At 61.9% G+C, this 22,804-nt stretch carries 16 protein-coding genes; 12 read left to right on the plus strand and 4 right to left on the minus strand.

The features are described 5' to 3' along the window. Positions 1 to 150: 150 nt before the first annotated feature. A complete protein-coding gene (aspT, locus tag RI103_RS25640; RefSeq protein WP_310818426.1) occupies positions 151 to 1,896 on the plus strand; it encodes an aspartate-alanine antiporter in 1,746 nt (581 codons plus the stop codon). A 59-nt stretch (positions 1,897 to 1,955) separates the two neighbouring features. After that, positions 1,956 to 3,611, plus strand: coding sequence for a bifunctional aspartate transaminase/aspartate 4-decarboxylase (locus RI103_RS25645; RefSeq protein ID WP_310818427.1), 1,656 nt, complete (start codon positions 1,956 to 1,958; stop codon positions 3,609 to 3,611). Between the two features lie 126 nt (positions 3,612 to 3,737). Here the strand turns inward: RI103_RS25645 and RI103_RS25650 are convergent, their stop codons facing one another. Continuing rightward, complete coding sequence (locus RI103_RS25650) at positions 3,738 to 3,953, minus strand: DUF2964 family protein (protein WP_310818428.1); 216 nt, start codon at positions 3,951 to 3,953, stop codon at positions 3,738 to 3,740. Between the two features lie 373 nt (positions 3,954 to 4,326). Between RI103_RS25650 and RI103_RS25655 the strand changes: the two genes are divergently transcribed. The 4 genes from RI103_RS25655 to fabI are packed head-to-tail and all read left to right on the plus strand — an operon-like array spanning position 4,327 to position 9,656. Then, a complete protein-coding gene (locus RI103_RS25655; RefSeq protein ID WP_310818571.1) occupies positions 4,327 to 6,666 on the plus strand; it encodes a DUF3141 domain-containing protein in 2,340 nt (779 codons plus the stop codon). A gap of 51 nt (positions 6,667 to 6,717) precedes the next feature. Next, a complete protein-coding gene (locus tag RI103_RS25660) occupies positions 6,718 to 7,656 on the plus strand; it encodes a phosphate acetyltransferase (RefSeq protein WP_310818429.1) in 939 nt (312 codons plus the stop codon). Between the two features lie 4 nt (positions 7,657 to 7,660). Further along, a complete protein-coding gene (locus tag RI103_RS25665) occupies positions 7,661 to 8,845 on the plus strand; it encodes an acetate/propionate family kinase (protein WP_310818430.1) in 1,185 nt (394 codons plus the stop codon). Positions 8,846 to 8,873: 28 nt separating this feature from the next. Beyond that, positions 8,874 to 9,656, plus strand: a complete 783-nt coding sequence (gene fabI, locus RI103_RS25670; protein WP_310818431.1) for an enoyl-ACP reductase FabI — start codon at positions 8,874 to 8,876, stop codon at positions 9,654 to 9,656. A gap of 121 nt (positions 9,657 to 9,777) precedes the next feature. On the opposite strand, the gene RI103_RS25675 is transcribed toward fabI, so the two are convergent. Further along, positions 9,778 to 10,281: a hypothetical protein gene (locus tag RI103_RS25675; protein ID WP_310818432.1), complete on the minus strand. Its 504-nt coding sequence runs from the start codon at positions 10,279 to 10,281 to the stop codon at positions 9,778 to 9,780. Positions 10,282 to 10,367: 86 nt separating this feature from the next. On the opposite strand from RI103_RS25675, the gene RI103_RS25680 reads away from it, so the two are divergent. The 6 genes from RI103_RS25680 (at position 10,368) to RI103_RS25705 (ending at position 20,918) form a co-directional block, all read left to right on the plus strand. Further along, the gene (locus RI103_RS25680; protein WP_310818433.1) at positions 10,368 to 10,622 is read left to right on the plus strand and encodes a hypothetical protein; all 255 of its coding nucleotides are present in this window, start codon (positions 10,368 to 10,370) and stop codon (positions 10,620 to 10,622) included. 143 nt (positions 10,623 to 10,765) lie between these two features. After that, positions 10,766 to 12,358 carry a TrkA C-terminal domain-containing protein gene (locus RI103_RS25685; RefSeq protein WP_310818434.1) on the plus strand — a complete coding sequence of 531 codons (1,593 nt, stop codon included), beginning with the start codon at positions 10,766 to 10,768 and terminating at the stop codon, positions 12,356 to 12,358. Between the two features lie 46 nt (positions 12,359 to 12,404). After that, positions 12,405 to 13,400, plus strand: coding sequence for a 2-hydroxyacid dehydrogenase (locus tag RI103_RS25690; protein ID WP_310818435.1), 996 nt, complete (start codon positions 12,405 to 12,407; stop codon positions 13,398 to 13,400). Between the two features lie 364 nt (positions 13,401 to 13,764). Further along, positions 13,765 to 16,539: a decarboxylase gene (locus tag RI103_RS25695; protein WP_310818436.1), complete on the plus strand. Its 2,775-nt coding sequence runs from the start codon at positions 13,765 to 13,767 to the stop codon at positions 16,537 to 16,539. A 39-nt stretch (positions 16,540 to 16,578) separates the two neighbouring features. After that, the gene (gene aspT / locus RI103_RS25700) at positions 16,579 to 18,273 is read left to right on the plus strand and encodes an aspartate-alanine antiporter (RefSeq protein ID WP_310818437.1); all 1,695 of its coding nucleotides are present in this window, start codon (positions 16,579 to 16,581) and stop codon (positions 18,271 to 18,273) included. Positions 18,274 to 18,422: 149 nt separating this feature from the next. Continuing rightward, positions 18,423 to 20,918, plus strand: coding sequence for a mechanosensitive ion channel family protein (locus RI103_RS25705; RefSeq protein WP_310818438.1), 2,496 nt, complete (start codon positions 18,423 to 18,425; stop codon positions 20,916 to 20,918). Positions 20,919 to 20,981: 63 nt separating this feature from the next. Here the strand turns inward: RI103_RS25705 and RI103_RS25710 are convergent, their stop codons facing one another. Together RI103_RS25710 and RI103_RS25715 are read right to left on the minus strand one after the other, a co-directional pair. Continuing rightward, complete coding sequence (locus RI103_RS25710) at positions 20,982 to 21,788, minus strand: MipA/OmpV family protein (protein WP_310818439.1); 807 nt, start codon at positions 21,786 to 21,788, stop codon at positions 20,982 to 20,984. Positions 21,789 to 22,317: 529 nt separating this feature from the next. Further along, the gene (locus RI103_RS25715; RefSeq protein ID WP_310818440.1) at positions 22,318 to 22,590 is read right to left on the minus strand and encodes a hypothetical protein; all 273 of its coding nucleotides are present in this window, start codon (positions 22,588 to 22,590) and stop codon (positions 22,318 to 22,320) included. Between the last annotated feature and the right edge of the window lie 214 nt (positions 22,591 to 22,804).

Genomic DNA, 22,804 nt, shown 5'->3' on the forward strand with positions numbered 1-22,804 from the left:
TGTCTGTTGACGGGAGAAAAACCATTGTAGCGATGGAGACCGATTCGAGAAGTCTGGAGTCGTCCGGATGAAACTCGGCGGCCGTGATCCCTTCACAACACACCCGCTTCCACATCCGTGTCAACGGGCGAACCGCAGGCGAGGGCTACGATGGCATGGATAGCAGCAACGCTACAACGTTATTCCGAGATCGCTATATTCCTGTCCCTCGCAATCGGCTATTGGGTCGGCGGAAAAAGCTTCAAGGGATTTAGTCTGGGCGCCGTCACGGGGACACTACTGGCTGCGGTGGCAATCGGGCAGCTTCATATCGTCGTCTCGCCCAACGTCAAGTCGGTGTTCTTCCTGATCTTCCTGTTTGCAGTGGGCTACGGAGTCGGGCCACAGTTTGTCCGCGGCATCGCCAAAGACGGCTTGCCGCAGGCGTTGTTTGCCGTCGTGCAAGGTCTGCTGTCGCTAGGCGCGGCGGTACTGGCCGCGAAACTGGCGGGCTACGACCTGGGTTCCGCGGCAGGACTTTTCGCCGGCTCGCAGACCATCTCGGCCTCGATGGGGCTTGCGACGGATGCCATCAACCGGCTGGCCTTGCCGCCCGATCAGACCAAGGTGATGCTCGATGCGATGCCGACCGCCTACGCCATCTCCTACATTTTCGGTACGGTGGGCTCCGCACTGATCCTGGCGACGCTCGGGCCAATGATGCTGCGCATCGACCTGGTCGCGGCATGCAAGGAGTACGAGGCGAGTCTCGGTGGAAGTGCGGAACCCGGTAGCGCGGGCCAGGCCTGGCACCGGTATGAATTGCGGGCCTATCGGGTCGTGCCGGACAGCCGGGTGTGCGGCAAGACGGTCAGCCAGGTCGAAGCGCTCCAGCCGGGAAATACGCGGTTATTCATCGAACGGGTCAGGCGCGGCGGCACGGTTCAGGAGGCGACCCTCGATCTGGTTCTGCAAGCTGACGATGTGGTCGCCATAGCAGGTCCCCGGGACCAACTGGTCACGGTGCTCGGTGCCAGCGACACGGCCGGGCGCGACATGGACGATCAGGCCGTCGCGGTTCGCCCGGCGCGGGCGGTGGAAGTGGACGATCCCGAACTGCTGGCAGTTCAAACAGAAGGCGTGGACGTCTACGTCACGGCCAAGGCGGTGCATGGCAAGACCTTGCAGGAGCTTGCAAGCCTGCCGCTTGCGCGCGGCATCTATCTTCGCAAAATCAAGCGCGGACCCACGGAGACGCAGATTCCCGTCTTGCCCAGCACGAAGCTGTATCGCGGCGACACGATAACGATCGTCGGACGGACTCAGGACACAGGCGCCGCCGCCAAGGTTCTCGGTGTACTGGACCGGCCGACCAACATGACTGACGTGGCTTTCGTGAGCCTTGCGATCACCGTCGGCGCGATGGTGGGCGCAATCGTCATCAATGTCGCGGGTATTCCGCTCACGCTGTCGACGGCTGGCGGAGCGCTGATCGCCGGTCTCGTGTTCGGCTGGCTGCGCGCCATTCATCCCACCTTCGGGCGGATTCCGGAGCCGACCGTATGGTTCATGAATTCGGTGGGCCTGAATGTGTTCATCGCCGTGATCGGTCTGACGGCAGGTCCGGGTTTTATCGCGGGGCTGCAACATCTCGGCGTCGGTCTGTTCCTGTGGGGGATCATGGCTACCAGTGTTCCGCTAATCCTCGGCATGTTGATCGCGCGCTACGTCTTTCATTTTCACCCCGCCATTCTGCTCGGCGTGTGTGCCGGCGCAAGAACCACAACCGCGGCCTTGGGGATGATCTGTGACGCGGCGAAAAGCCAGATCCCGGGGCTGGGCTACACCGTGACCTACGCAGTGGGCAATACGCTGCTGACGATCTGGGGCATGGTCATCATCATGATTCTGGCTTGAGCCCCGGGGCGTCGCAACGGTCGACGCCGATCCGGGAAACTTCCTTCTGGAGAGCGCAAATGAGCAAGCGGGAAAAGCAAGATGCAGACAAGACGGCGGGCCTCGCCGCGCTCAGTCCGTTCGAATTCAAAGATGAATTGATCAAGGCGGCGGGTGGGGGCGCGGTCGAGCGCGCGGCGAACCTGTCGATGCTCAATGCGGGACGGGGCAACCCCAACTTTCTCGCCACCATTCCGCGTCATGGTTTCTGGCAACTGGGTCTATTTGCGATGCGCGAAGCGGAGCGCTCGTTTGCTTTCCTGCCGGAAGGCGTGGGCGGCTTTCCGAAGCGCGACGGACTCGTTGAGCGATTCGAGCTGTTTTTGCGCGGCAACAAGGGCGTGCCCGGCATCGACTTCCTGGCGAGTGCCGTGTCGTACGTCCGCGATCAACTGGGGCTGTCCGATGGCGACTTCCTGTACGAGATGTGCGAGGGCATTCTTGCGTCGAACTACCCAGTGCCCGACCGGATGCTGAAGCTCTCGGAGGTCATAGTCGGCCAGTATCTGCGCCGCGAAATGATCGGCGATCACCCGTTCATTGGCGAGTTCGATATTTTCGCGGTCGAAGGCGGCACGGCGGCAATGACGTACATCTTCAACACGATGCGCGAGAACCGGCTGATCAAACCCGGCGATACGATCGCACTCGGGATGCCTATCTTTACGCCCTACATCGAAATTCCCCACCTGAACGACTATCAATTGAAGGTCGTCGAGGTCAATGCCGACGTGGAAAAGAACTGGCAATACTCGAAAAAGGAACTCGACAAGCTCCGCGACCCAGCGGTGAAGGCGTTCTTTCTCGTGAACCCGAGCAATCCGCCGTCTGTACGAATCGATGACGAGAGTCTCGACTATATTGCCGCTATCGTGAAAGAGCGGCCGGACCTGATCCTGTTGACCGACGACGTGTACGGCACCTTCGCCGACGACTTCGTCTCGCTGTTCGCGCTGGCGCCGAAGAACACCATCCTCGTGTACTCGTATTCGAAGTACTTCGGCGCAACTGGCTGGCGCCTGGGCGCCGTTGCCACGCACCGTGACAATGTGCTGGACAAGCTGATTGCCGACTTGCCCGCGGACGTGAGGAAGGAGCTGCACAAGCGTTACGAATCGATCACGACCGAACCGGACAAACTCAAGTTCATCGACCGCATGGTGGCCGATAGCCGCACCGTCGCGCTGAATCACACAGCGGGTCTGTCGACGCCGCAGCAGGTACAGATGGTCCTGTTCTCGCTGTTCTCGCTGATGGACACACCCGCCGCGTACAAGAAGACACTGAAGCGGCTGATTCGCGACCGCAAGCGCGCGCTTTACGAAGAGATCGGTATTTCATTCGACGACGACGACACGAATCAGGTCGATTACTACACGATTCTGGACATGGAGTTTCTCAGCGAACGTGCGTACGGGCGCGATTTTGTCGATTGGCTCATGAAGAATACCAAGCCGTCCGAACTGCTTTTCAGACTTGCCCGCGAAGCGCGCGTCGTGCTGCTGCCGGGACGAGGGTTCGGCACGCAGCACCCGTCAGGGCGGGTCTCGCTCGCGAACCTGAACGAGTCCGACTACCGAAAGATTGGCCGCGCCATACGCGCACTGCTTGCCGACTATGTCGAGCGTTACAACGCCGCGACCGGTAACACGCTTGACCGGAACAGGGTGTTGTAAGTAGCGGCTGCGAAACGGCCGGCGAATTGCTCCGCAAATTGCCGGCCGGAAAGCCAGACTGGCCCGTACCGGGTCGAGTCGTCCGGCGCCGGATCGCGGCATGCGTGGCAGCCACGATTGCGCACCCTAGCCGTGGGGTCTGCCTCGCTTTCTTGATCGGTGGATTGCCATAGGACTTAACGCTATAACGAATATAGCCACCCCAATGACGAGTGCCACGACGCCGTAGTGAAATTGTTGCGGCACTTCATAGATCAGACCCCGGATCGTCGCATAGAGTCCGCCGAGCCAGATGAAAACGCCAACCGCCGCACAGCCGATTCTAAATTCAGAGCGTTTCATTCATGTCCTCCGGCATTCGCGCGCAGTCGACTTTCAGTTTAGGACATCAGCGCCGCTGCGGTAGCGCAGAAGGTGCTTTGCGTCCGGATGATTTCAGGGGAGAGTTCGTGGGACCAAGGTCGTATTGTCTGTTGTCGGTAGAAGAGTCATTGTTGTGATGGAGAGACCGATTCGACAGGTCTGGAATATCTCTGGGCGAAACTCGGCTACCACGATTCATTCCAACAGACCCGATTGGCTACGCAACCCCACGGGTGCGCTCGCAGTCACGCGTGCTTCAGTGCGGCCCTCCTGGTGGGCCCGGAACGCCGGTCATAAAGTGCGCTTTTCACTACCGACCAGGACGCGCGACGATGTGGAGGCTCATGCCATGATGGACGCAAAAAATCGGATCGCACGTAGTCAGGAGATCAACGCAAAGGTTGCGCGTCTTTTTCAGAAGCGCTCGCAAATCGCGCAGCAGGGTTTCGGCCAACGCGCACATGATGCCGCGACCCATCTGGGCGCCGACCGCGGCACCGCGTCGCCAGGCACCGCATGGGCCGCCGCGTTCGACCCGTGGGCTGGCTATCGCCATGCCGTGGACGTGATGCAGCGCACGGTGCTCTTTTGGGACACGCTGCGCCAGCGGGGAAACAGTTTTGTCGACCAGACATCCCGCGGACTGCAGCCGGTGCTGCATTTTGATTACGAGACCTTGCTCGACGCCCGCAAGTTCGCACGTCCTGTCAACTATGCGTTGCTACGTATCCTGCCGCCCGAAGGCGTGACGCTCGACGTGCGCAAGCGTCCGTATGTGATCATCGATCCCCGCGCGGGTCACGGTCCGGGCATCGGCGGTTTCAAGGACGATTCACAGGCGGGGGTGGCGCTGAGGGCTGGGCATCCGGTGTATTTCGTCGTCTTTTTTCGCGACCCGGAACCTGGCCAGACAATGCTCGATGTTTGCGCGGCGGAGCAACAGTTCGTCAGGAAAGTCTGCGAGCTGCATCCCGACAGCGCGAAGCCCGCGATCGTCGGCAATTGCCAGGGCGGCTGGGCCGCGATGATGGTGGCGAGTTCCGACCCGGACCATACGGGGCCGCTCGTCATCAACGGCGCGCCAATGTCTTACTGGAGCGGCGCGTGGAGCGAAGGCGAGGGCGACAACCCCATGCGCTATTCGGGCGGCATGTTGGGGGGCACCTGGCTTGCCTCCCTCACCGCGGATCTTGGCAACGGCAAGTTCGACGGTGCCCATCTGGTTCAGAACTTCGAGAACCTCAATCCCGCCAATAGCTTGTGGGACAAGTATTACCACCTCTTTGACAACATCGATACGGAGCCGCCGCGTTTCCTTGACTTCGAACGCTGGTGGGGTGGGTACTATTTGATGAACCGCGAAGAGATCCAGTGGATTACGCAAAATCTGTTCGTCGGCAACAAACTGTGGTCCGGGGAAGTCAGAGGCGTGGGTGGCGGCGCATTCGATCTACGCGGTATCAAGTCGCCGATCATTCTGTTCGCCTCGCTCGGCGATAACATCACGCCACCGCAACAGGCGTTCAACTGGGTCGCCGACATTTACGGCAGCACCGAAGAGATAAAGGCGCGCGGTCAGGTGATTGTCGGCCTCATGCACAAGAGCATCGGCCACCTCGGCATCTTCGTGTCAGGCAAGGTGGCGAAAAAAGAGCATACGCAGATCACGTCGGTGCTGGAGACGATCGAGACATTTCCGCCCGGACTGTACGGCATGGAGATTACCGAACGCGAAGGAGCGAACGGTACGACCGAATACGACGTGGAACTGCGCGAACATCGGCTTGAAGAAATCAGCGCGCATTTCAACCGGTTCGAACGCGTGGATGAACAGCCATTCGAGGCCGTCAAGCGGGTCTCGGAGTTGAATCAGCGGGCGTACGAGTTCTTCGTTCAGCCATTCGTGCAGACCATGTCGAACGAGACCACCGCCTCCCTGTTACGGCAGTTTCATCCGCTGCGCGCGCAGCGTTGGGCATTCTCAGACTTGAACCCGTGGCTCGCCTGGCTTGGACCGGCCGCCGAGGCGATCGGCGCGGCGCGTAAAACGGATGCGCAGGCTGACATGCCGCTGCGACGCTTCGAACGATATGGCGCGGACATGGTTAGCGCTTCACTCGATTACTATCGCGCGATGCGTGACGCCGCAACCGAAAGTGCATTCTTTTCGCTCTACGGCAACATGTTTTCCGCATATGAGGGCGAGCGGAACGATGCGCTTGAAAAATCCGCTCAAGTCGAGGCGGATCCACGAGACCTGCCGTTCGTTAAGGATGCGCTTTCGTCGATGACCGAGGGCGGCTACAGCGAAGCCGTTGCGCGGGTGGCCTGTCTGCTGGCGCGGCGAGGCGAACCGCTTCCGCTTGCGCGGCTCGTGTTGCGCCAGCAACTCGCCGAGGATTACGCTGAATACCTGCCGCAACTTCCGGCGGATCAGTGGCGGCGCATTCGTGGCGAGCAGGAAATCATCGTGTCCTACGAGCCGGATCAGGCGCTCGCGACGCTTCCCGTCCTGCTGGGCGATCGCGAGGATCGCAGGCGGCTGCTCGGGCTGATCGCCAAGCTGCTTGCCGACAGCCGCGTGCAAGGCACCGAGCCGACGCCCGCGCAGTTGAGCATGCTGGAAGGCATTCAAGCGGTTCTACCTGTGAAAGCCGGGCGCGGAGCTCAAGCATCGGCATCCGCGCGTTAGGTCCCCGGCAACGTTGCCAGTCAGCCGGGCTTCCGGCACGAAGGAGATCTCATGGATCGCGAGCATGACAAGTACCAACGGCTCATCGACTATTGCCGTACGCAAGAGCCAGTCATCACCGCAGTGGCGCACCCATGCGATCGAAGCTCGCTGGAAGGAGTGATCCAGGCAGCGGAGCTTGGGCTGATCACACCGATTCTCGTTGGGCCGCAGCAGCGCATCCGCGCGATCGCCGCGCAAGAGAACCTGCACATTGCGGAGTTCGTCCTCGTCGATGCACCGCACAGTCACGCCGCCGCTGCAAAGGCAGTCGAACTGGTGCGCGAAGGCAAGGCGGAGGCGCTGATGAAGGGCAGTCTGCACACGGACGAATTGATGGGCGCGGTCGTGAGCCGCGACGGCGGGCTGCGCACGGCGCGTCGGGTAAGCCATTGTTTCGTGATGGACGTACCTGGGCACGAGAACACGCTGATCATCACGGATGCCGCCATCAACATCGCACCCACGCTTGCCGACAAAGTCGACATTCTGCAGAACGCCATCGATCTTGGGCACGCGCTGCAGACGCCTGAGGTGCGCGTGGCCATCCTGTCGGCGATCGAGACAGTGAGTCCGAAGGTGCCGTCGACGATCGAGGCCGCAGCCTTGTGCAAGATGGTCGACCGCCATCAGATCACGGGCGCGCTCGTCGACGGCCCGCTTGCGCTCGACAACGCAATCGATCTCGAAGCGGCACGAACCAAGAAGATCGACTCTCCCGTAGCCGGCCGCGCGAACGTGCTGATGGTGCCCGATCTGGAAGCGGGCAACATGTTGGCAAAAAGCCTGTCATTTCTTGCCGGCGCGGATGCCGCGGGCATCGTGCTCGGCGCGCGCGTGCCGATCATTCTGACAAGTCGCGCGGATTCGGTCAGAACGCGGCTGGCGTCCTGTGCGGTCGCGTCGATGGTGGCGCAGATGCGCAGGGAAGAATCCAGACTCATGGGATGAAGCAATGGCCGATGTCATTCTCGTACTCAATGCTGGCTCGTCCAGCATCAAATTCAGCGCCTTCGATGCCGGGTCGCAGGATCTCGCGCCGGTGCTGCGTGGCCAGATCGAAGGCCTTTTCTCCGCGCCCCGGTTCGTGGCGTTCGACCAATCCGGCGAACAACTCGGTGTCAAAGAGTGGGGCGATGGTGCGCGGCTCGAACATGAAGGCGCGATTGCCTATATCGGCGAGTTCTTGCGCAGTCATCGCGGCGGCAATCGCCTTGTCGCGGTGGGTCATCGTGTCGTGCATGGAGGCCAGCGTTTCTCGCAACCGGCGCTGGCGACCTCCGAGGTACTCGACGAGCTCGACAAGCTTGCACCACTCGCGCCGCTACATCAGCCCCACAATCTGAAGCCGATTCGCATCATCGCCATGCAGAATCCGGCGGTGCCCCAGGTGGCCTGTTTCGATACCGCATTTCACGCAACCCAGACGGAACTCGCTTACTCCTTCGCGCTGCCCGAGTCGATCACGTCGCGAGGCGTGCGGCGTTATGGTTTTCACGGTCTTTCATACGAATACATCGCGAGAGCGCTGCCGCACATCTCGCCGGAGGCCGCTCGCGGGCGCACCGTGGTCGCCCATCTGGGCAACGGCGCGAGCATGTGCGCCATGTTGCAAGGCCGCAGCGTCGCGAGCACGATGGGCTTTACCGCTGTAGACGGACTGCCGATGGGCACGCGCTGCGGCAATCTCGATCCCGGTGTCATCCTGTATCTGTTCGACGAACTGGGAATGAACGCGCGCGAGGTGGAAGACCTGGTGTATCGCCGGTCTGGTCTATTGGGTGTGTCCGGCATATCGGGTGATATGCGCACGCTGCTCGCGAGCGACGATGCCCACGCGCGTTTCGCGATCGAGCTGTATACGTACCGGATAGGGCGCGAACTAGGATCGCTCGTGGCCGCGCTCGAGGGACTCGATGCACTGGTCTTCACCGCCGGCATCGGCGAGCGGTCGGCGGAAATCCGCCGGCGCATCGGTGAGTGGACGCGCTGGTGCGGCATCGAGCTCGACGAGAACGCAAACGCCGCGAACGGTCCACGCATCAGTGCGCCTTCGAGCAAGGTCGGCGTATGGGTCATTCCCACCAATGAGGAACTGATGATCGCGCGGCACACCCGCGATCTGATTGGCGCTGCGTGAACGAGCGTGAGATGTGAGGAGACCCGTGATGAGTCTGGACAATCCGCACCCTGTTCTGAAAGGCGCGAAAGCGCTCGTGACGGGCATTGCGAACGAACACTCGATTGCTTATGGCTGCGCAAAGGCGTTTCGCGAACTGGGCGCGGAACTGGCGATTACTTATGCCGATGAAAAGGCGAAGCCTTACGTCGAACCGCTTGCGACGGGCCTCGCCGCACCGATTTTCATGCCGCTCAACGCGTCGAGCCAGGAACAGCTGGAAGCGGTATTCGGGCGGATCACGAGTGAATGGGATCATCTGGACATCATGGTGCATTCGATCGCGTGGGCACCGAAGGCCGACCTTCAGGGAGGGCTGCTCAACAGCTCGACTGAAGGGTTTGGCGCCGCGATGGATATCTCCTGCCATTCGTTCGTGCGCATGGCGCGGCTAGCCGCACCGTTGATGAAAAACGGCGGCTCGATGTTCACGATGAGCTATCACGGTGCGAACAAGGTCGTCCCGAACTACAACCTGATGGGGCCCGTCAAGGCGGCGCTCGAAGCTTGCGCGCGCTATCTTGCGTATGAACTCGGAGCGCAGGGTATCCGCGTACATGCGATCTCGCCTGGCCCGTTGAAGACGCGCGCGGCGGCGGGCCTCAAGGACTTTGACCTGCTGCTGACAGACGCGGCCGAACGCGCACCGCTTGGCGAACTGGTCGATATCATGGACGTGGGCTTCACTTGTGCCTTTCTCGCGACGCCGTATGCAAGACGGCTCTCGGGTGAGACCTTGTATGTCGACGGAGGGGTGCACATCATGGGGTGATTCGCTCGATCGCATCAGGAGAAAACGGCCAGTACAGGACGGCGGGCGACGCGCATATCCACCACGAGGCGGTGCTGGACGCGCTTCAGCATGGCCCATGACAAAGATCATGGGCTTGTCGCTAGTACCGGTTGCGCATGCCGGGATCGAATTTCGGATCGGGCGCTCTCTGCGTCTGTCGCAGGACGCCCTGATCGTCGAAGTAGAAGTGGTAGATGAGATGTTCGATGTTGTTCTGCAAGTACCGGTACGACCAAACCTCTCTGTTCGTTCGCTTGAAGTAGGCGGTTTCGAAGGGGCGGCCAAAGTTGATGAGCACGTCGTTGCGGGTCCACTTGCCGATTTCCGCGCGATGGAACTCATTGTCCTGAAGTACTTGGCGAACGCCTAGCACTTTGCCGGAAGCGTCGATGTCGGCTGCGGTTGTCGTCATACCCATGGGCTGGGTCGGCCACATCAGCCGCTTGCCGCCATTCGGCAAATCGTAAGTTTCCTTGGGCGGACCCAGGCGCGCAACGAGCGTGGACTGGTCTGCACCGGCCTCGACCTGCTTATGTGGTTCAGTGCAACCCGCGAGCACCAGCGCCGCGCTAAACACCGTCAGGAATGCGAGTTTGTTAAGCATGGAAATGCTCCGGTACGGGTGATCGGGCCTGGCCGTCTCTGTTCTCATGGGACATCGCGCCGCCTGCTTGATAGACGAATGCGGGCATGAGCAAAGTGAAACGTTCGTCCGCGCGGCGCCATCATGTCGAGCCAGATGTGCAGCAACGCCGCGAGGCCGTTCTCGCCTGTCACCGTCACGACGTGGTTCCCACGATGCAATTGCGTGATTTTGCCGGAGATGAGATCGGCAAACGCGATTTGGACGTAGCTGGCTCCGCTTACCATCGTAGTCTACGCAACGAGCCGCCGTCTGCTGCCACGGCATCGGACCATGGTTGTATTGTCTTTCGAGGTGTCTAAACCTAGATTGAAATTTGGCCTTCAGACAGTCGAAACGATTCAATCCCAGCTAGTGTGACCGGGCGAGCGTCAAGCGGGTGAAACGCCCCCAGGTGCGGCGGTTCGATACGCCGCAGCTTCCTTGCGCCTCGAAAGGAACTGTTATGGATGCAGTCAGGACGTTGCTCGAAACCCAGCAACTCTTCACGTTGTTTCTGACGGTCGCGTTGGGTTATGTGGTCGGCGAGATCAGCATCAAGGGTGTGTCGCTCGGCGCCGGCGCAGTGCTGTTCGTCGGGCTGGCCATTGGCGGCTTCGCGCCCAAGGCTGCACCGCCCGCGCTGCTCGGCACACTCGGGCTGCTGCTCTTTCTCTACGGCATCGGCATCCAGTACGGCGACCAGTTCTTCAAGGGCCTGACGAGCATCGAGGGTCTCAAGGCCAATGCGGCCGCGGTGCTCGGGGTCGTGGTCGCCGGGCTTGTGTCCGTCGTGTTGGTGCCGCTCTTCGGCGTGAAGCTGGAAGAGGCGCTGGGCATGTTCGCGGGCTCGGGCACCAGCACCGCGAGCCTGCAAGCGGCGATGGCAGCCATGAAGAGTGACGGCCCGACGGTGGGCTACAGCGTCGCGTATCCGTTCGGCGTCGCGGGGCCGATTCTCTTCCTGTATGCCCTTAGCGCACTGCTCAAGCCGAACATCGCTCGGCCGCCGCCCCAGCTCATCGAGACCGCCGAGATCGCGCTGAGAAACCCGGCGTTCATCGGTGTGACGCTGGCGGAGTTCGCGGCACGCATGCCGTCGGGGCTTGGGATCGCCGCTGTACGCCGCGACCACCGCAATCGGCCGCCCGCCGACGATCTCGTCCTCGCCGCCGACGATGTCCTTCTCGCGACCGCCACGGACCCCGCCGTGCTGCGCGAGGCCACCTCGATGTCCGGCGAACTGCAGCCAGGCCGTATGGCGAGCCATCGGGAGGATCTCGACTACGCGCGTGTGTTCGCGTCGAGCCGGCGCGTGGTCGGGCGCATGTTGCGGGACATCCCTTTCCCCGAGGGTGTCGTCTGCACGATCGCACACGTGCGCCGGGGCGACGCCGATCTGATGCCGAACCCGGACCTCGTCCTCGAATTCGGCGACCGCGTCGGCGTGCTCGCTGATCGCGCGCAACTCAAGCCGATTCGTGCGTTATTCGGCGATTCCATCAAGGGCACGGCTGAACTGAACTTCATCTCGATTGGCGCCGGCGCGGCGCTAGGCCTGCTGGCGGGCGCGATTCCGTTCACGATTCCGGGCTTCGGCAGGTTGACGCTCGGGCTGGCGGCGCTCCTTCTCATAGCGCTTTTCCTCGGCCGCGTGCGGCGCTTCGGACCGTTCGTCTGGACGATGCCGCTCTCGGCCAATCTCGTACTGCGCAACTTCGGTCTGACCATTTTTCTCGCGCAGGTGGGCATTGCCTCCGGCCCAAAATTCTTTGCGACCATCGGCGTAACGGGCGTGTCGTTCCTGCTCTATGGCGTTGCCATCCTTCTCGCGCTGGTCGTCGTTACCGCGCTTGTCTGCCTATGGATTTTCAGGCTGCCGTTCGACATGACGGTGGGCATCATCAGCGGCGCGACGGGCAATCCGGCGATCCTCGCTTTTGCCAACCGTGTCGCGCCGACCGATCGGCCGGACGTCGGCTACGCAATGATTTTCCCGTCGATGACCATTGTGAAAATTCTGTTCGTGCAGGTCGCCGTGCTACTGACGGGCGGGTAGTGCGTCAGCCGGATCCCTGAACCTCGACCCGCTACGGAGGCCCACGATGGACATAGCTGTCTTCAGCGCGAAGCCCTACGACCGCGAATATCTCAACGCCGCGAACGCGGCGCACCGCCATCGCCTCCAGTACTTCGACGTTCCGCTCGATGTCGAGACGGCCGGCCTCGCCGCAGGGCACGGCGCCGTGTGCATCTTCGTCAATGATCTGGCGGATTCAGCCGTACTTCAGGCGCTCAGGCAGGGCGGCACGAAGCTCGTCGCTCTGCGCTGCACCGGCTTCAACAACGTCGATCTGAAAGCGGCGGAGCGCGTCGGGATCAAGGTGGTTCGAGTGGTGGACTACTCGCCGAACTCGGTGGCCGAGCACGCCGTCGCGCTGCTGATGGCGATCAACCGCAAGATCCACCGCGCCTACAATCGCACGCGCGACTTCAATTTTTCGCTCGACAGTCTGATGGGCTTCGACCTGTGCGGCAAGACGGTCGCCGTGATCGGCACAGGGAAGATCGGGCGAGTCTTCAGCAAGATCATGGTGGGTTTCGGCTGCAACGTGATCGGCTATGACAGGTTTCCGTCGCCGGAATTCGAGGCATTGGGCGCGCGTTACGCGTTGCCGGGAGAAATCGGCGCGAGCGCGGACATCATCTCGCTGCATTGTCCGCTTACGCCCGAGACTTATCACGTCATCGACGCCGACACGCTTTCGCGCGCAAAGCCTGGCGCGCTGCTGATCAATACGAGCCGCGGCGGGCTCATCGACACCGAGGCGGTGATCGCCGCGCTGAGAAGTGGGCAACTGGGCGGTCTTGCGATCGATGTGTACGAGCAGGAGGCAGAGGTGTTCTTCCGCGACCTGTCCGGCACCATCATCGACGACGACGTGCTCCAGCGCCTGCTCACTTTCCCGAACGTGATCGTGACGGGGCACCAGGCTTTTCTCACGCGCGAGGCGGTCACGACGATCTGCGCAACGACCCTGCAAAGCGTCACGGAGTTCGAGACGGGTAGCCCGCTTTCGAACCAGATCAGCGCGAACTGAATGCGGTCCGCGGCACACGGAACGGGCCGCGGGATCAGCCGCCCGCCGAGATCCGAAAGCTTCTCCGCCCTGTAGCTGCGCAACCGGCTTTCCAGAAGCGCGAGGCTCGATCAGGCTTTAATTGTGGGACCAAAGTCGTATTGCCGGCTGCATTGGGAAGAGCCATTGTAGTGACGAGACAGACTCGGTTCGAGAGGCCGCCGCGTCTTCGGATTCCGATCGACTGCCTTTATCGATCTCCAACACGCTTGCTCATACGCCGGCGCCGACAGGCGAACCGCACACGAAGTAGACCCTGTTTGCTGTCGTGCAATGTCTGCTGTTCTCTGATGGCCCCTATGAACGAACGCTCAGGAGACCCGAGATGGAAACTAGCGCCAGGCATGTGCCGGAGTTCGGCCTCAACCAGTTCTTCTCGGCATCCGAGGCACGGGTCGACCGGTGGCGCAGCTTGAACCGGATCGTGCGCACCCTGGCTACGCAGTCGCAACAGGATGCCTCCGGCTTGCGCGACGAGGCGCTGGCGGTACTGGATGAACTGCGGCCGCTCGAGGATCTGAACGGGTATCCTGGCCCCTTCCTGATGGCGCAGGTTGATGCGCGACTCGCGGCGAGCGAGTGGCATACCCTGTCCCGGCTCGTGCAGCGAATCAGCGCGGCCTTGATGTCCAACAGCTACCGTGATGACCAGGAAGCGTGGAAGGCGGAAGAGGAGGGCGAGCTACGGCTACCGGATTTTCTGCCCCCCTCGATCGGCCACGGACAAAGCCGCAAGCCCTATTTCGAAGTGCTCGTGGTGGCTGCCGGCGAGCGTTCCACCTGGCCCGATATCCGCGAGGGCTTCCACCGTCTGCGCCGTGACGACGACTGCTTCGTCTACGAAATGGTGGTGGTCGGCAGCTTCGAAGACGCCGTGCTTGCGAGCATTTTCAATTACAACCTGCAGTCGGTAGTGATCGTCGACGGCTTCAGCTTTGCCTCGCAATATACGTCGGCGGCACTGCGCGACATCGTTGTGCGCAATACACCCGCGGGAACAGGCGTGGCGACGCAAGACATGGGTTCCGCACTCGCTCGCCTGGTGCGAGGCCTGCGCCCCGAACTCGATGTGTTTCTCTCCACCGACCGCGACATAGGCCAGCTGGCGGGCTCGGACGCCGCTGCGCCCCTGCGGCGGATCTTCTACGGCGCGGAAGAACCCATGGAGATTCATCTGGCCATCCTGGACGGCATCAAGGACCGTTACGATGCGCCGTACTTCGACAACCTCAAACACTATGCCGCCCGTCCCATCGGCACCTTCCACGCGCTGCCGGTGGCGCGCGGCAAATCGATCTTCAAATCGAACTGGATCCGCGACATGGGCGAGTTCTATGGCGCAAACCTGTTCCTTGCCGAATCGTCGGCAACGACCGGCGGGCTGGACAGCCTGCTCGAACCCACCGGCAACATCAAGGCGTCCCAGGACAAGGCCGCGCGCGCGCTGGGTGGGGACCGCTCCTTCTTCGTGACCAACGGCACCTCCACGGCAAACAAGATCGTGCATCAGGCGCTGCTGACGCCGGGCGACATCGTGCTGATCGACCGCGACTGCCACAAATCGCATCACTACGGCATCGTGCTGGCCGGCGCACAGCCACTCTATATCGACGCCTACCCGCTGACCCAATACTCCATGTACGGCAGCCTGGCGATACGGCCCATCAAACAGGCGCTTCTGGCTCTGAAGGCCGAGGGCAAGCTCGACCGGGCGAGGATGCTGGTGCTGACCAATTGCACTTTCGACGGCCATGTCGCCAACGTGGAACAGACCATGCTCGAATGTCTGGCCATCAAGCCAGACCTGATCTTCCTCTGGGACGAGGCCTGGTTCGGCTATGCCCGTTTCTCGCCGCTGCTGCGCATGCGTACGGCGATGGGCGGCGCCGCGAAACTGCGTGAGATGATGCACGACCCCGCTTACCGCGACAGGTACGAGTCTTTCAGGCAATCCATAGCCGGCATCGGGGCGACCGACGACCGCCTGCTCGACATGCAACTCCTGCCTGACCCGGAGCAGGTATGCGTTCGCGTCTATGAAACGGACTCGATCCACAAGTCGATGTCGGCCTTGCGCCAGGCTTCGATCATCGTCGTGGCGGACCAGGCTTTTCATACCGTCGAGGCTCAGTTTAAAGAGGCCTTCTTCACCCATACCTCGACTTCTCCGAACCTGCAGATCATCGCGTCGATCGACGTCGCGCGTCGGCAGATGGAGCTAGAAGGATACGAACTGGTACAGCGCGCGATTCAACTGGCGATCGAGATCCGCAGGGAAATCAACCATCATCCGCTCATCTCGCGGTTTTTCCGCGCAGCCACGCCCGCCGAGATGATCCCCGAGGCGTTTCGGAAGTCCGGCTTTGCCGATTACGGCATGGCCGGAAAAACCATCGCCGATGCCACCCAGGCCTTGCGCGACGACGAGTTCTTTCTCGATCCCACCCGCATTACACTGCTGTGCGGCAACGCGGGTTACGACGGGACCCGCTTCAAGGGTCTGCTCGCCGAGACCTATGACATCCAGATCAACAAGACCTCGCGCAACAGTGTTCTCGTCCAGATCAATATCAACAATACGCGCAGTGACATGGCGCACCTGATCAAGGCGCTCGCCGACATTTCCCGTGGACTGGAGCGCGAGTTGGAGCAGGGCGGCGAAACCGCGCGCTCGAGTTTCGAGGCGCGGGTAAAGACCCTTGTCGAAGACGTGCCGGAACTGCCGAACTTCAGCCACTTCCATAAAGCGCTGCGCGAGAACAGTGAGAGCGCGACGCCCGAAGGCGATATGCGCGCGGCCTACTATCTGGCGTACAGGCCGCAGGCATGCGAGTGCCTCAGGTTGAACGACGAGCGGATCGACGATCGCCTGAAGCATGGGCCGGAACTGGTCTCGGCGAGGTTCGTGATTCCCTATCCGCCAGGATTCCCAATCATGGTCCCGGGCCAGGTCATTACGCCGGAAACCATTGCGTTCATGCGTAAGCTGGATGTGAAGGAGATTCACGGCTATAACGCCGTGCGCGGGCTGGAACTGCTAAAGCCCGAGGCGCTGGACGCCCTGCGGCGCAAGACGTCCGACGGCATCGCCGGGGGGTAGCAGGATGAGCCCCGCTCGCATGCCGACGCGGTGGATACCATGCTGATGAACTGGATGGTCAAGGCACTGCAGGGTTCGCCAGAACTGGCCATGTTCCTTGCAGTCGGCATCGGCTATTGGGTCGGCGGTATCCAGCTAGGCAAGTTCTCGCTGGGTACGGTCACTGCGGCGCTGATCGCGGCGCTGGCGATCGGGCAACTCCACGTCGAGGTCAGCCGCGAACTGCGTTGGGGTCTGTTCCTCCTGTTCCTGTTCGCCAATGGCTATTCCGCGGGGCCGCAGTTTTTTCAGGCGATCAAGGAGAATGGCGTCAAGCCGATGCTGCTCTCAGTCGTGGTGACGGTCGTGGGGCTCGGCACGGCATGGGCGGCGGCCAGGCTATTCAGGCTCGACGCAGGCACGGCCGCCGGGATTTTTTGCGGCGGACTGACTCAGTCGGCCGCGATCGGCACCGCCACCGACGCGGTCATGAACCTTCCCTTGCCGCTGGCGGAGCGCAAGCTGATGGCGGATCACATCGCCGTCGCCGATGCCTTGACCTACCTGTTCGGCGCGATCGGCATGATCCTGTTCGTCAGCTCGTGGGGTCCGCGGCTTCTTCGCATCGACCTGCGCGAGGAGGCCGCCGCGCTGGAGCGCAAATTCGGAATCCAGCGAGAGACGGCTGGCGTATTCACGGCGCACCAGAAATTCGCCGTGCGTTCATATCGTCTTTCCGGTGGCGAATTTGCAGGCAAGCGGGTCGACGAGGCCGAGCGCTGCGAAACGCCGATGCGCTATTTCGTCGAGCACATATTGCGCGGCGGCAACGCCGTCGAGGTGCGGCCTGAGACCGTGCTGCAGGCCGGCGACACGGTCACCCTCTACGGACAAATGCCGGCTCTGGTGAAAATCGGCCCACGCATGGGCACCGAGTTGCATGAACCTGGACTGCTGCAATTCTCAATCGAAATCCTCAAAGTCACGGTGACGAACAAGGCAATGTGCGGGATCGCGCTCAAAGCGTTGATGCAGGCGCCGGAGTTTGACTTTCGGGGCGTAGGGCTGCGCTCCGTCACGCGTGGCACGCAACCGATCCCGATCGGGACCGAGACCGTGCTGGATCGCGGTGATGTGCTTGAGTTGATCGGCCCGCAGCGCGCGGTCGAACGCGTCGCTGCTCATATCGGCCATGCGCTGCGCCCCACCGGGGCCACCAGTCTCTCCATGCTCGGACTTGGCATTCTCTGCGGGGCGCTGATCGGGCTGCCTTATGTCGTGGTGGGCAACGTCAGGATTACGCTGAGCGTCAGCGTCGGCACGTTGGTGGCCGGCCTGGTGCTGGGTTGGCTGCGCTCGTTGCGGCCGACACTTGGCGATATTCCACAGCCGGCACTGGACTTCATGATCAACTTCGGGCTGGCTGCGTTCGTCGCCTGTTCCGGCCTCCAGGCTGGCCCCGAGTTCGTTCACGCGGTGAAAGAGCTGGGATTCGGCATCCTGCTGGCCGGCGCCGCGGTGACTTTGCTGCCACAGGCGGCTGCGCTTCTGGTCGGTCACTACGTGCTGCGAATGAATCCATTGATGCTGTTGGGCGGACTGGCGGGCGCCCAGACATTTACGGCCGCCCTGGCCGCCGTGCAGGAGAAAGCCGGTAGCCGTATTCCAGTGCTGGGCTACACGGTGCCCTATGCGACGTCGAACATCCTGCTGACTACCGGCGGATCAATCATGGTCGCCTTGATGGCCTATTGATGCCGTGGCTGGGATGCGCGACCGGACAAGGCGGAGGGGGCGGCAGGGCTTTTCGCAAGCGGATCAGCCGGGCGCCCCGGCTCTCAGAGGAGGGCCTTTCGGAAGGGATCTCCATGACCGCATCCATGCCGTGTGAATCCAGGCGTTCCATGGTCGTCGGCAGACTGCTGGCTCCCGCTGTTCTGCCGGTAAGCGTGTGGCGCCGCATCAGGTGCGCCTGCTTATGGCTGACCGTGACAGGCTTGCTCGTTCTGTCGACGGCGGCCATCAATCCGGCGGCGGCCGCGTTGCCGGCCGGGCTGCAAAACCTCGTCAACAATGCGACGGGTGGCGCAGCACCGGCCGCCTCGGCGGCGCCGGCTGCATCGGCACCCACGCCCGCGAGTCAGGCCGAATTGGCGCGCTCGCTGGACAGCCTGATCGGCACGCTCGAGAGCGACCCACAACGCAAGGCGCTGGTCGCCCAATTGAAGGGGCTTCGTGCGGGTACGCAAAATGCCGCACCCGTGGTGCCGGCATCGTCCGCACAGGACAACAGCGATCTGCTCGGCGCGATTGCGTCGGGCATTGCGTCTGTCGAGACGGATCTGAGCGAGGGCCGCACACCGTTGCATTACTGGGCGACCCGCTCGAGTGCGGCGGCCAACGATCTCCGGACCATTCTCAGAGGTGGCCGCGGGGAGTCGTTCAGCAACGTCCTGCTTGGCTTGATCGCGACGCTTGCCGGCTGGGGCGCGTGCGCTGGCCTGTTGATCTATCTGCGGCGGCGCGTCAGTGCGCGCTATGGCTGGAAGCTCGCGCTCGAACTGAGTCCAACTTCGTTCGAACTTTTGAGTTTTGCATTCTGGCGCACGGCGCCGTGGATCGTCGCATTCGTGGCGGTGGCGCTGGTCATGCGGGGCATGCCTGACTCGCTCGGCAGCACGCTGGGGCTCGTGGCCGTCTATGCCATCGTCGCGGGCTCGCTCTTCTCGGCCATCTGCCTGATCGTATTCTCGGCGTTCAATACGGCACACCGGCGTGTCGCAGTCCATCAGTTGCTCGCGCAAAGCCGCTGGCCGCTTTTCGCGATCGGCGCATGTGGCGCGCTCGGCGACGCGACGGCCAATCCGGACGTCACGGGCCTGCTCGGCGTGAATCTTGCCGGGCTCGTGTCGGCCTCCGCGAACGTGGCGGCGGCCGTCCTGATCGGTTATTTCGCGCTCGCTTACCGGCGCCCCGTCACGCATCTGATACGCAATCGCCCGTATGGGCGAAGGCGCGATCACAAACTCGCCACGGAAGCGCTCGATATCCTCGCATCGCTGTGGCACATCCCGATCCTTTTGATCGCGATAGCGTCGGTCGTTGCGATCATCGATGCGCGCGGCTCGGAAGAGAACGTACTGCAGCCGTCGCTTCTCAGTGCACTGTTACTCGTGCTCACGCTGTTCGCGTCGGCGTTGCTGATGCACGTGACGCGTCGAAGGGACACCCGTGCACACCGCCGCGCGCCGCACCTGATGCGACTCTTGCGCTTCGCGAGCACGCTACTCGTGCTTCTGATGTGGCTTGTGTTCATTCGATTCGAACTGGACCTGTGGAGCGGTCCGATTGCGCGGATGATCAAGCACAGCGCCATGACATCCAGTTTCAAGCACGCGCTGGTGACAGTCATTGCGACGGTCTTCGGCGCCCGGTTCCTGTGGATACTGTGCGATACCGCAATTCTCAACGCGCTGGGCCCGAGCAGTTCGCGCAACAAGGCACTCGATCCCGGCGTACGGGCACGCACGATGTTGCCGCTCGTGCGCAACGCAATTTCCGTGACGGTTGTGACTCTGGCTGCCATCGTCGCCGCCGCCACGCTGGGCGTCAATCTGACACCTCTGCTTGCGGGTGCGGGCGTGATCGGTCTTGCCGTCGGCTTCGGTGCGAAGGCGCTCGTCACCGATCTGATCACGGGACTCTTCATCATTATCGAGGAGACGATCTCTGTCGGCGACTGGATTGAGATTGACGGCAGCCATGCTGGCGCCGTGATGAACCTGACGATCCGCACGGTCCGCTTGCGTGACGGACAAGGCGCGGTTCACACCATTCCCTTCTCGCAGATCAAGATCGTGAAGAACCTGTCGCGCGATTTCGCCAACGCGGTGTTCGAGGTACGGGTGCCCTTCGCCGTTGAACTCGATGAGGTCACACGCATGATTGTGGAAGTGGGCGCCGATCTGCAGGAAGATTTTCGCCTGCGTAACGAAATACTTGCGCCCGTCGAAGTGTGGGGGCTCGACCGCTTTGAGGCTAACTGGATGGTTGTGAAAGGCCAGATCAAGACGCGGCCGCTGCAGCAATGGAGCGTGGCGCGCGCTTTTAACGCTCGACTCAAACGCAAGATGGACGAAGCGGGTATTGAGATTCCGGTGCCGCATATGCGGCTTCACACCCCGGCGAACGGGCCCAACGCATGGTCGCAGCCTGGCGATGGCGCCCAGGAGGACAGCGGACAAACGAACCACACGAACAGTAAGGCTCCACGCACGCCGGCCAGTACCGTACCAGCGGATCTGCGGGTGCTTAAGGAGCCGCCCGCGGCGCAGCCCGTGGTCCAGACGGGTTCCAGATCGTCGGCCAGTTCCCCGGGGAGCGATACCGAACGTCTTTAAGATGCCCCTACTGCCGCGAGAGCGCGTCGTGCGCCCGTCCACCGCCTCAGGTTCGCCTTCAGATCAGCGAAAGGCGTATGCGAGTCCAACGCCGTACGTGATCTGGTTGCGTGAACCGCGCTGGGTAACAATCGGGCTGTTGGCGGCGTCGTCCATCAGTCTCTGGTAGTAGACCATCGCGCCCGCGTACCAACTCGGGCTGATCTGATAGATCGCCGCAATCCAGCCGGTCAGCTGATTCAGACCGCTTCCCGGCGTGTAGGCGGGAAGTCCGCTCTTCGCTGAGTCCTGTGCCGTGACGCCGTAGTACGTTCTATTGAAGCCGCCGCTTACCCAGGTGGCGCCGAGTCCACCGCCGACGAATGCGCGCGCGTGCAGCGGGAACCATGCACTGGTGTTCAGAGATACGCGCGCGCCCGTATAGACGACGCCCGCGTTCGTCACCACCGTCATCTCGCCGCGCAGACGATATGGCAGAGTGCCAGTATGGCTGTACTCGTAGCCGACGTATCCGCCACCTTCGAGTGTCGTATCCACGCTGTGAACCTGGGCAACGACGGGATCGTCGACATCGTGTCGGCCGAGGCGCAGCGCAAGCGCTGGCCCCCACTGCAAGCCCGTCACGCCGCCGAAATCGTATTGCGCGTAAGTGCCGTACCACTCGAAGAGATGGCCGCCGCTCGTCACATAGCGCATGCCCGGGACCGCCCCAACGATGCGGTCCTTTGCGCCGGCGTACTCTGTGGTCGAGCCGACACCGCCGCCGAAGAAGTTAGGCAGCGCATTCGAAAGATCGATCGGGCTCGCGATGACATTCTGCATGATCACAACCGAAGCGACTGCAACGATATGCCCCAAGAGCTTTACCATTGGACACCTCACGTCGATTGCAATGTCGATCCGCACTCGAATCAAACGTCACGGCGACTTGTCGCCATGCGCTGCCGAGTTGAAAGGCTGGCTTTTTCACGTGATCGCCTGATGCTCTGAAACAGGCCTTGAAAAGAACAGAAGGCGAAGTTGAGCCATTCGTCGGCATACGCGAGGCAAGACATCGCTCCAGTCAGCGTTAGAAAGGCACTGATCGCGCACGTAAGCCGAGCGCGCCGAACCGGCGTTAGCTGGGACCGGCGTGTGGTGTGTGTCCAGCTAGCGGAGCATCATTTGTCTCGCCGCGGGGCGCTTCGAGAATATGCCGGCGACAAAATCGCGGCGTGGCGTGGCGTGGCGTGGCGTGGCCAGGCCGGCGCTGTACATATGGCGGGGGAGACATGCACTGACGCCGACCTGACTTCGCTATTGAAGCTGGTGTGCTTATTGGACCCGGGCCTCACATCGTGATTGCGGACGTGTGCCAGTCCCGCCGACACGTGACCCATTGAGACAATGAGAAGTACATTTACTGACTCGTGCCGTGTTGGGCGGCTTCAACCGCAACATCGCGTTTTTTCTTCGCTTCCGCTTTCTTGTGGTCGAAGACCTTTTGGGCACTGGCGACCTCACGGCGGTATTCGCGATTCGCCGCGGCAACCTGCTGGTGCATCCTGACGATCTCATCGGGATGTTCAGAGGTCGCCGATGGTTTCGCGCCAGAACTTTCTTGAGCCGAGACGCCAGAGAGGGGCAACAGTACAAAGGAAGCGGTGATGACGGCCGCGATCGTGCTTTTCATGACGAACTCCACGTTGGTCTGCAAGTAGCGGATTTCAGCCTATACACGTTGAGCGCAATGTTATATAGGGCTTTGGTCCGATGCGACTGGATGCACAGAGCCGGTGCGGAAATCGCTTTTCGCAGCCGGATAGCCGTGCGGTTGGTCGGTCACGATCTTGCGCGGTGCCTCAACACACGAGGCAAGCACGCACTCGAAAAACCGCTGCGCTGCT

The sequence above is a fragment of the Paraburkholderia sp. FT54 genome, assembly GCF_031585635.1.
Lineage (GTDB): Bacteria > Pseudomonadota > Gammaproteobacteria > Burkholderiales > Burkholderiaceae > Paraburkholderia.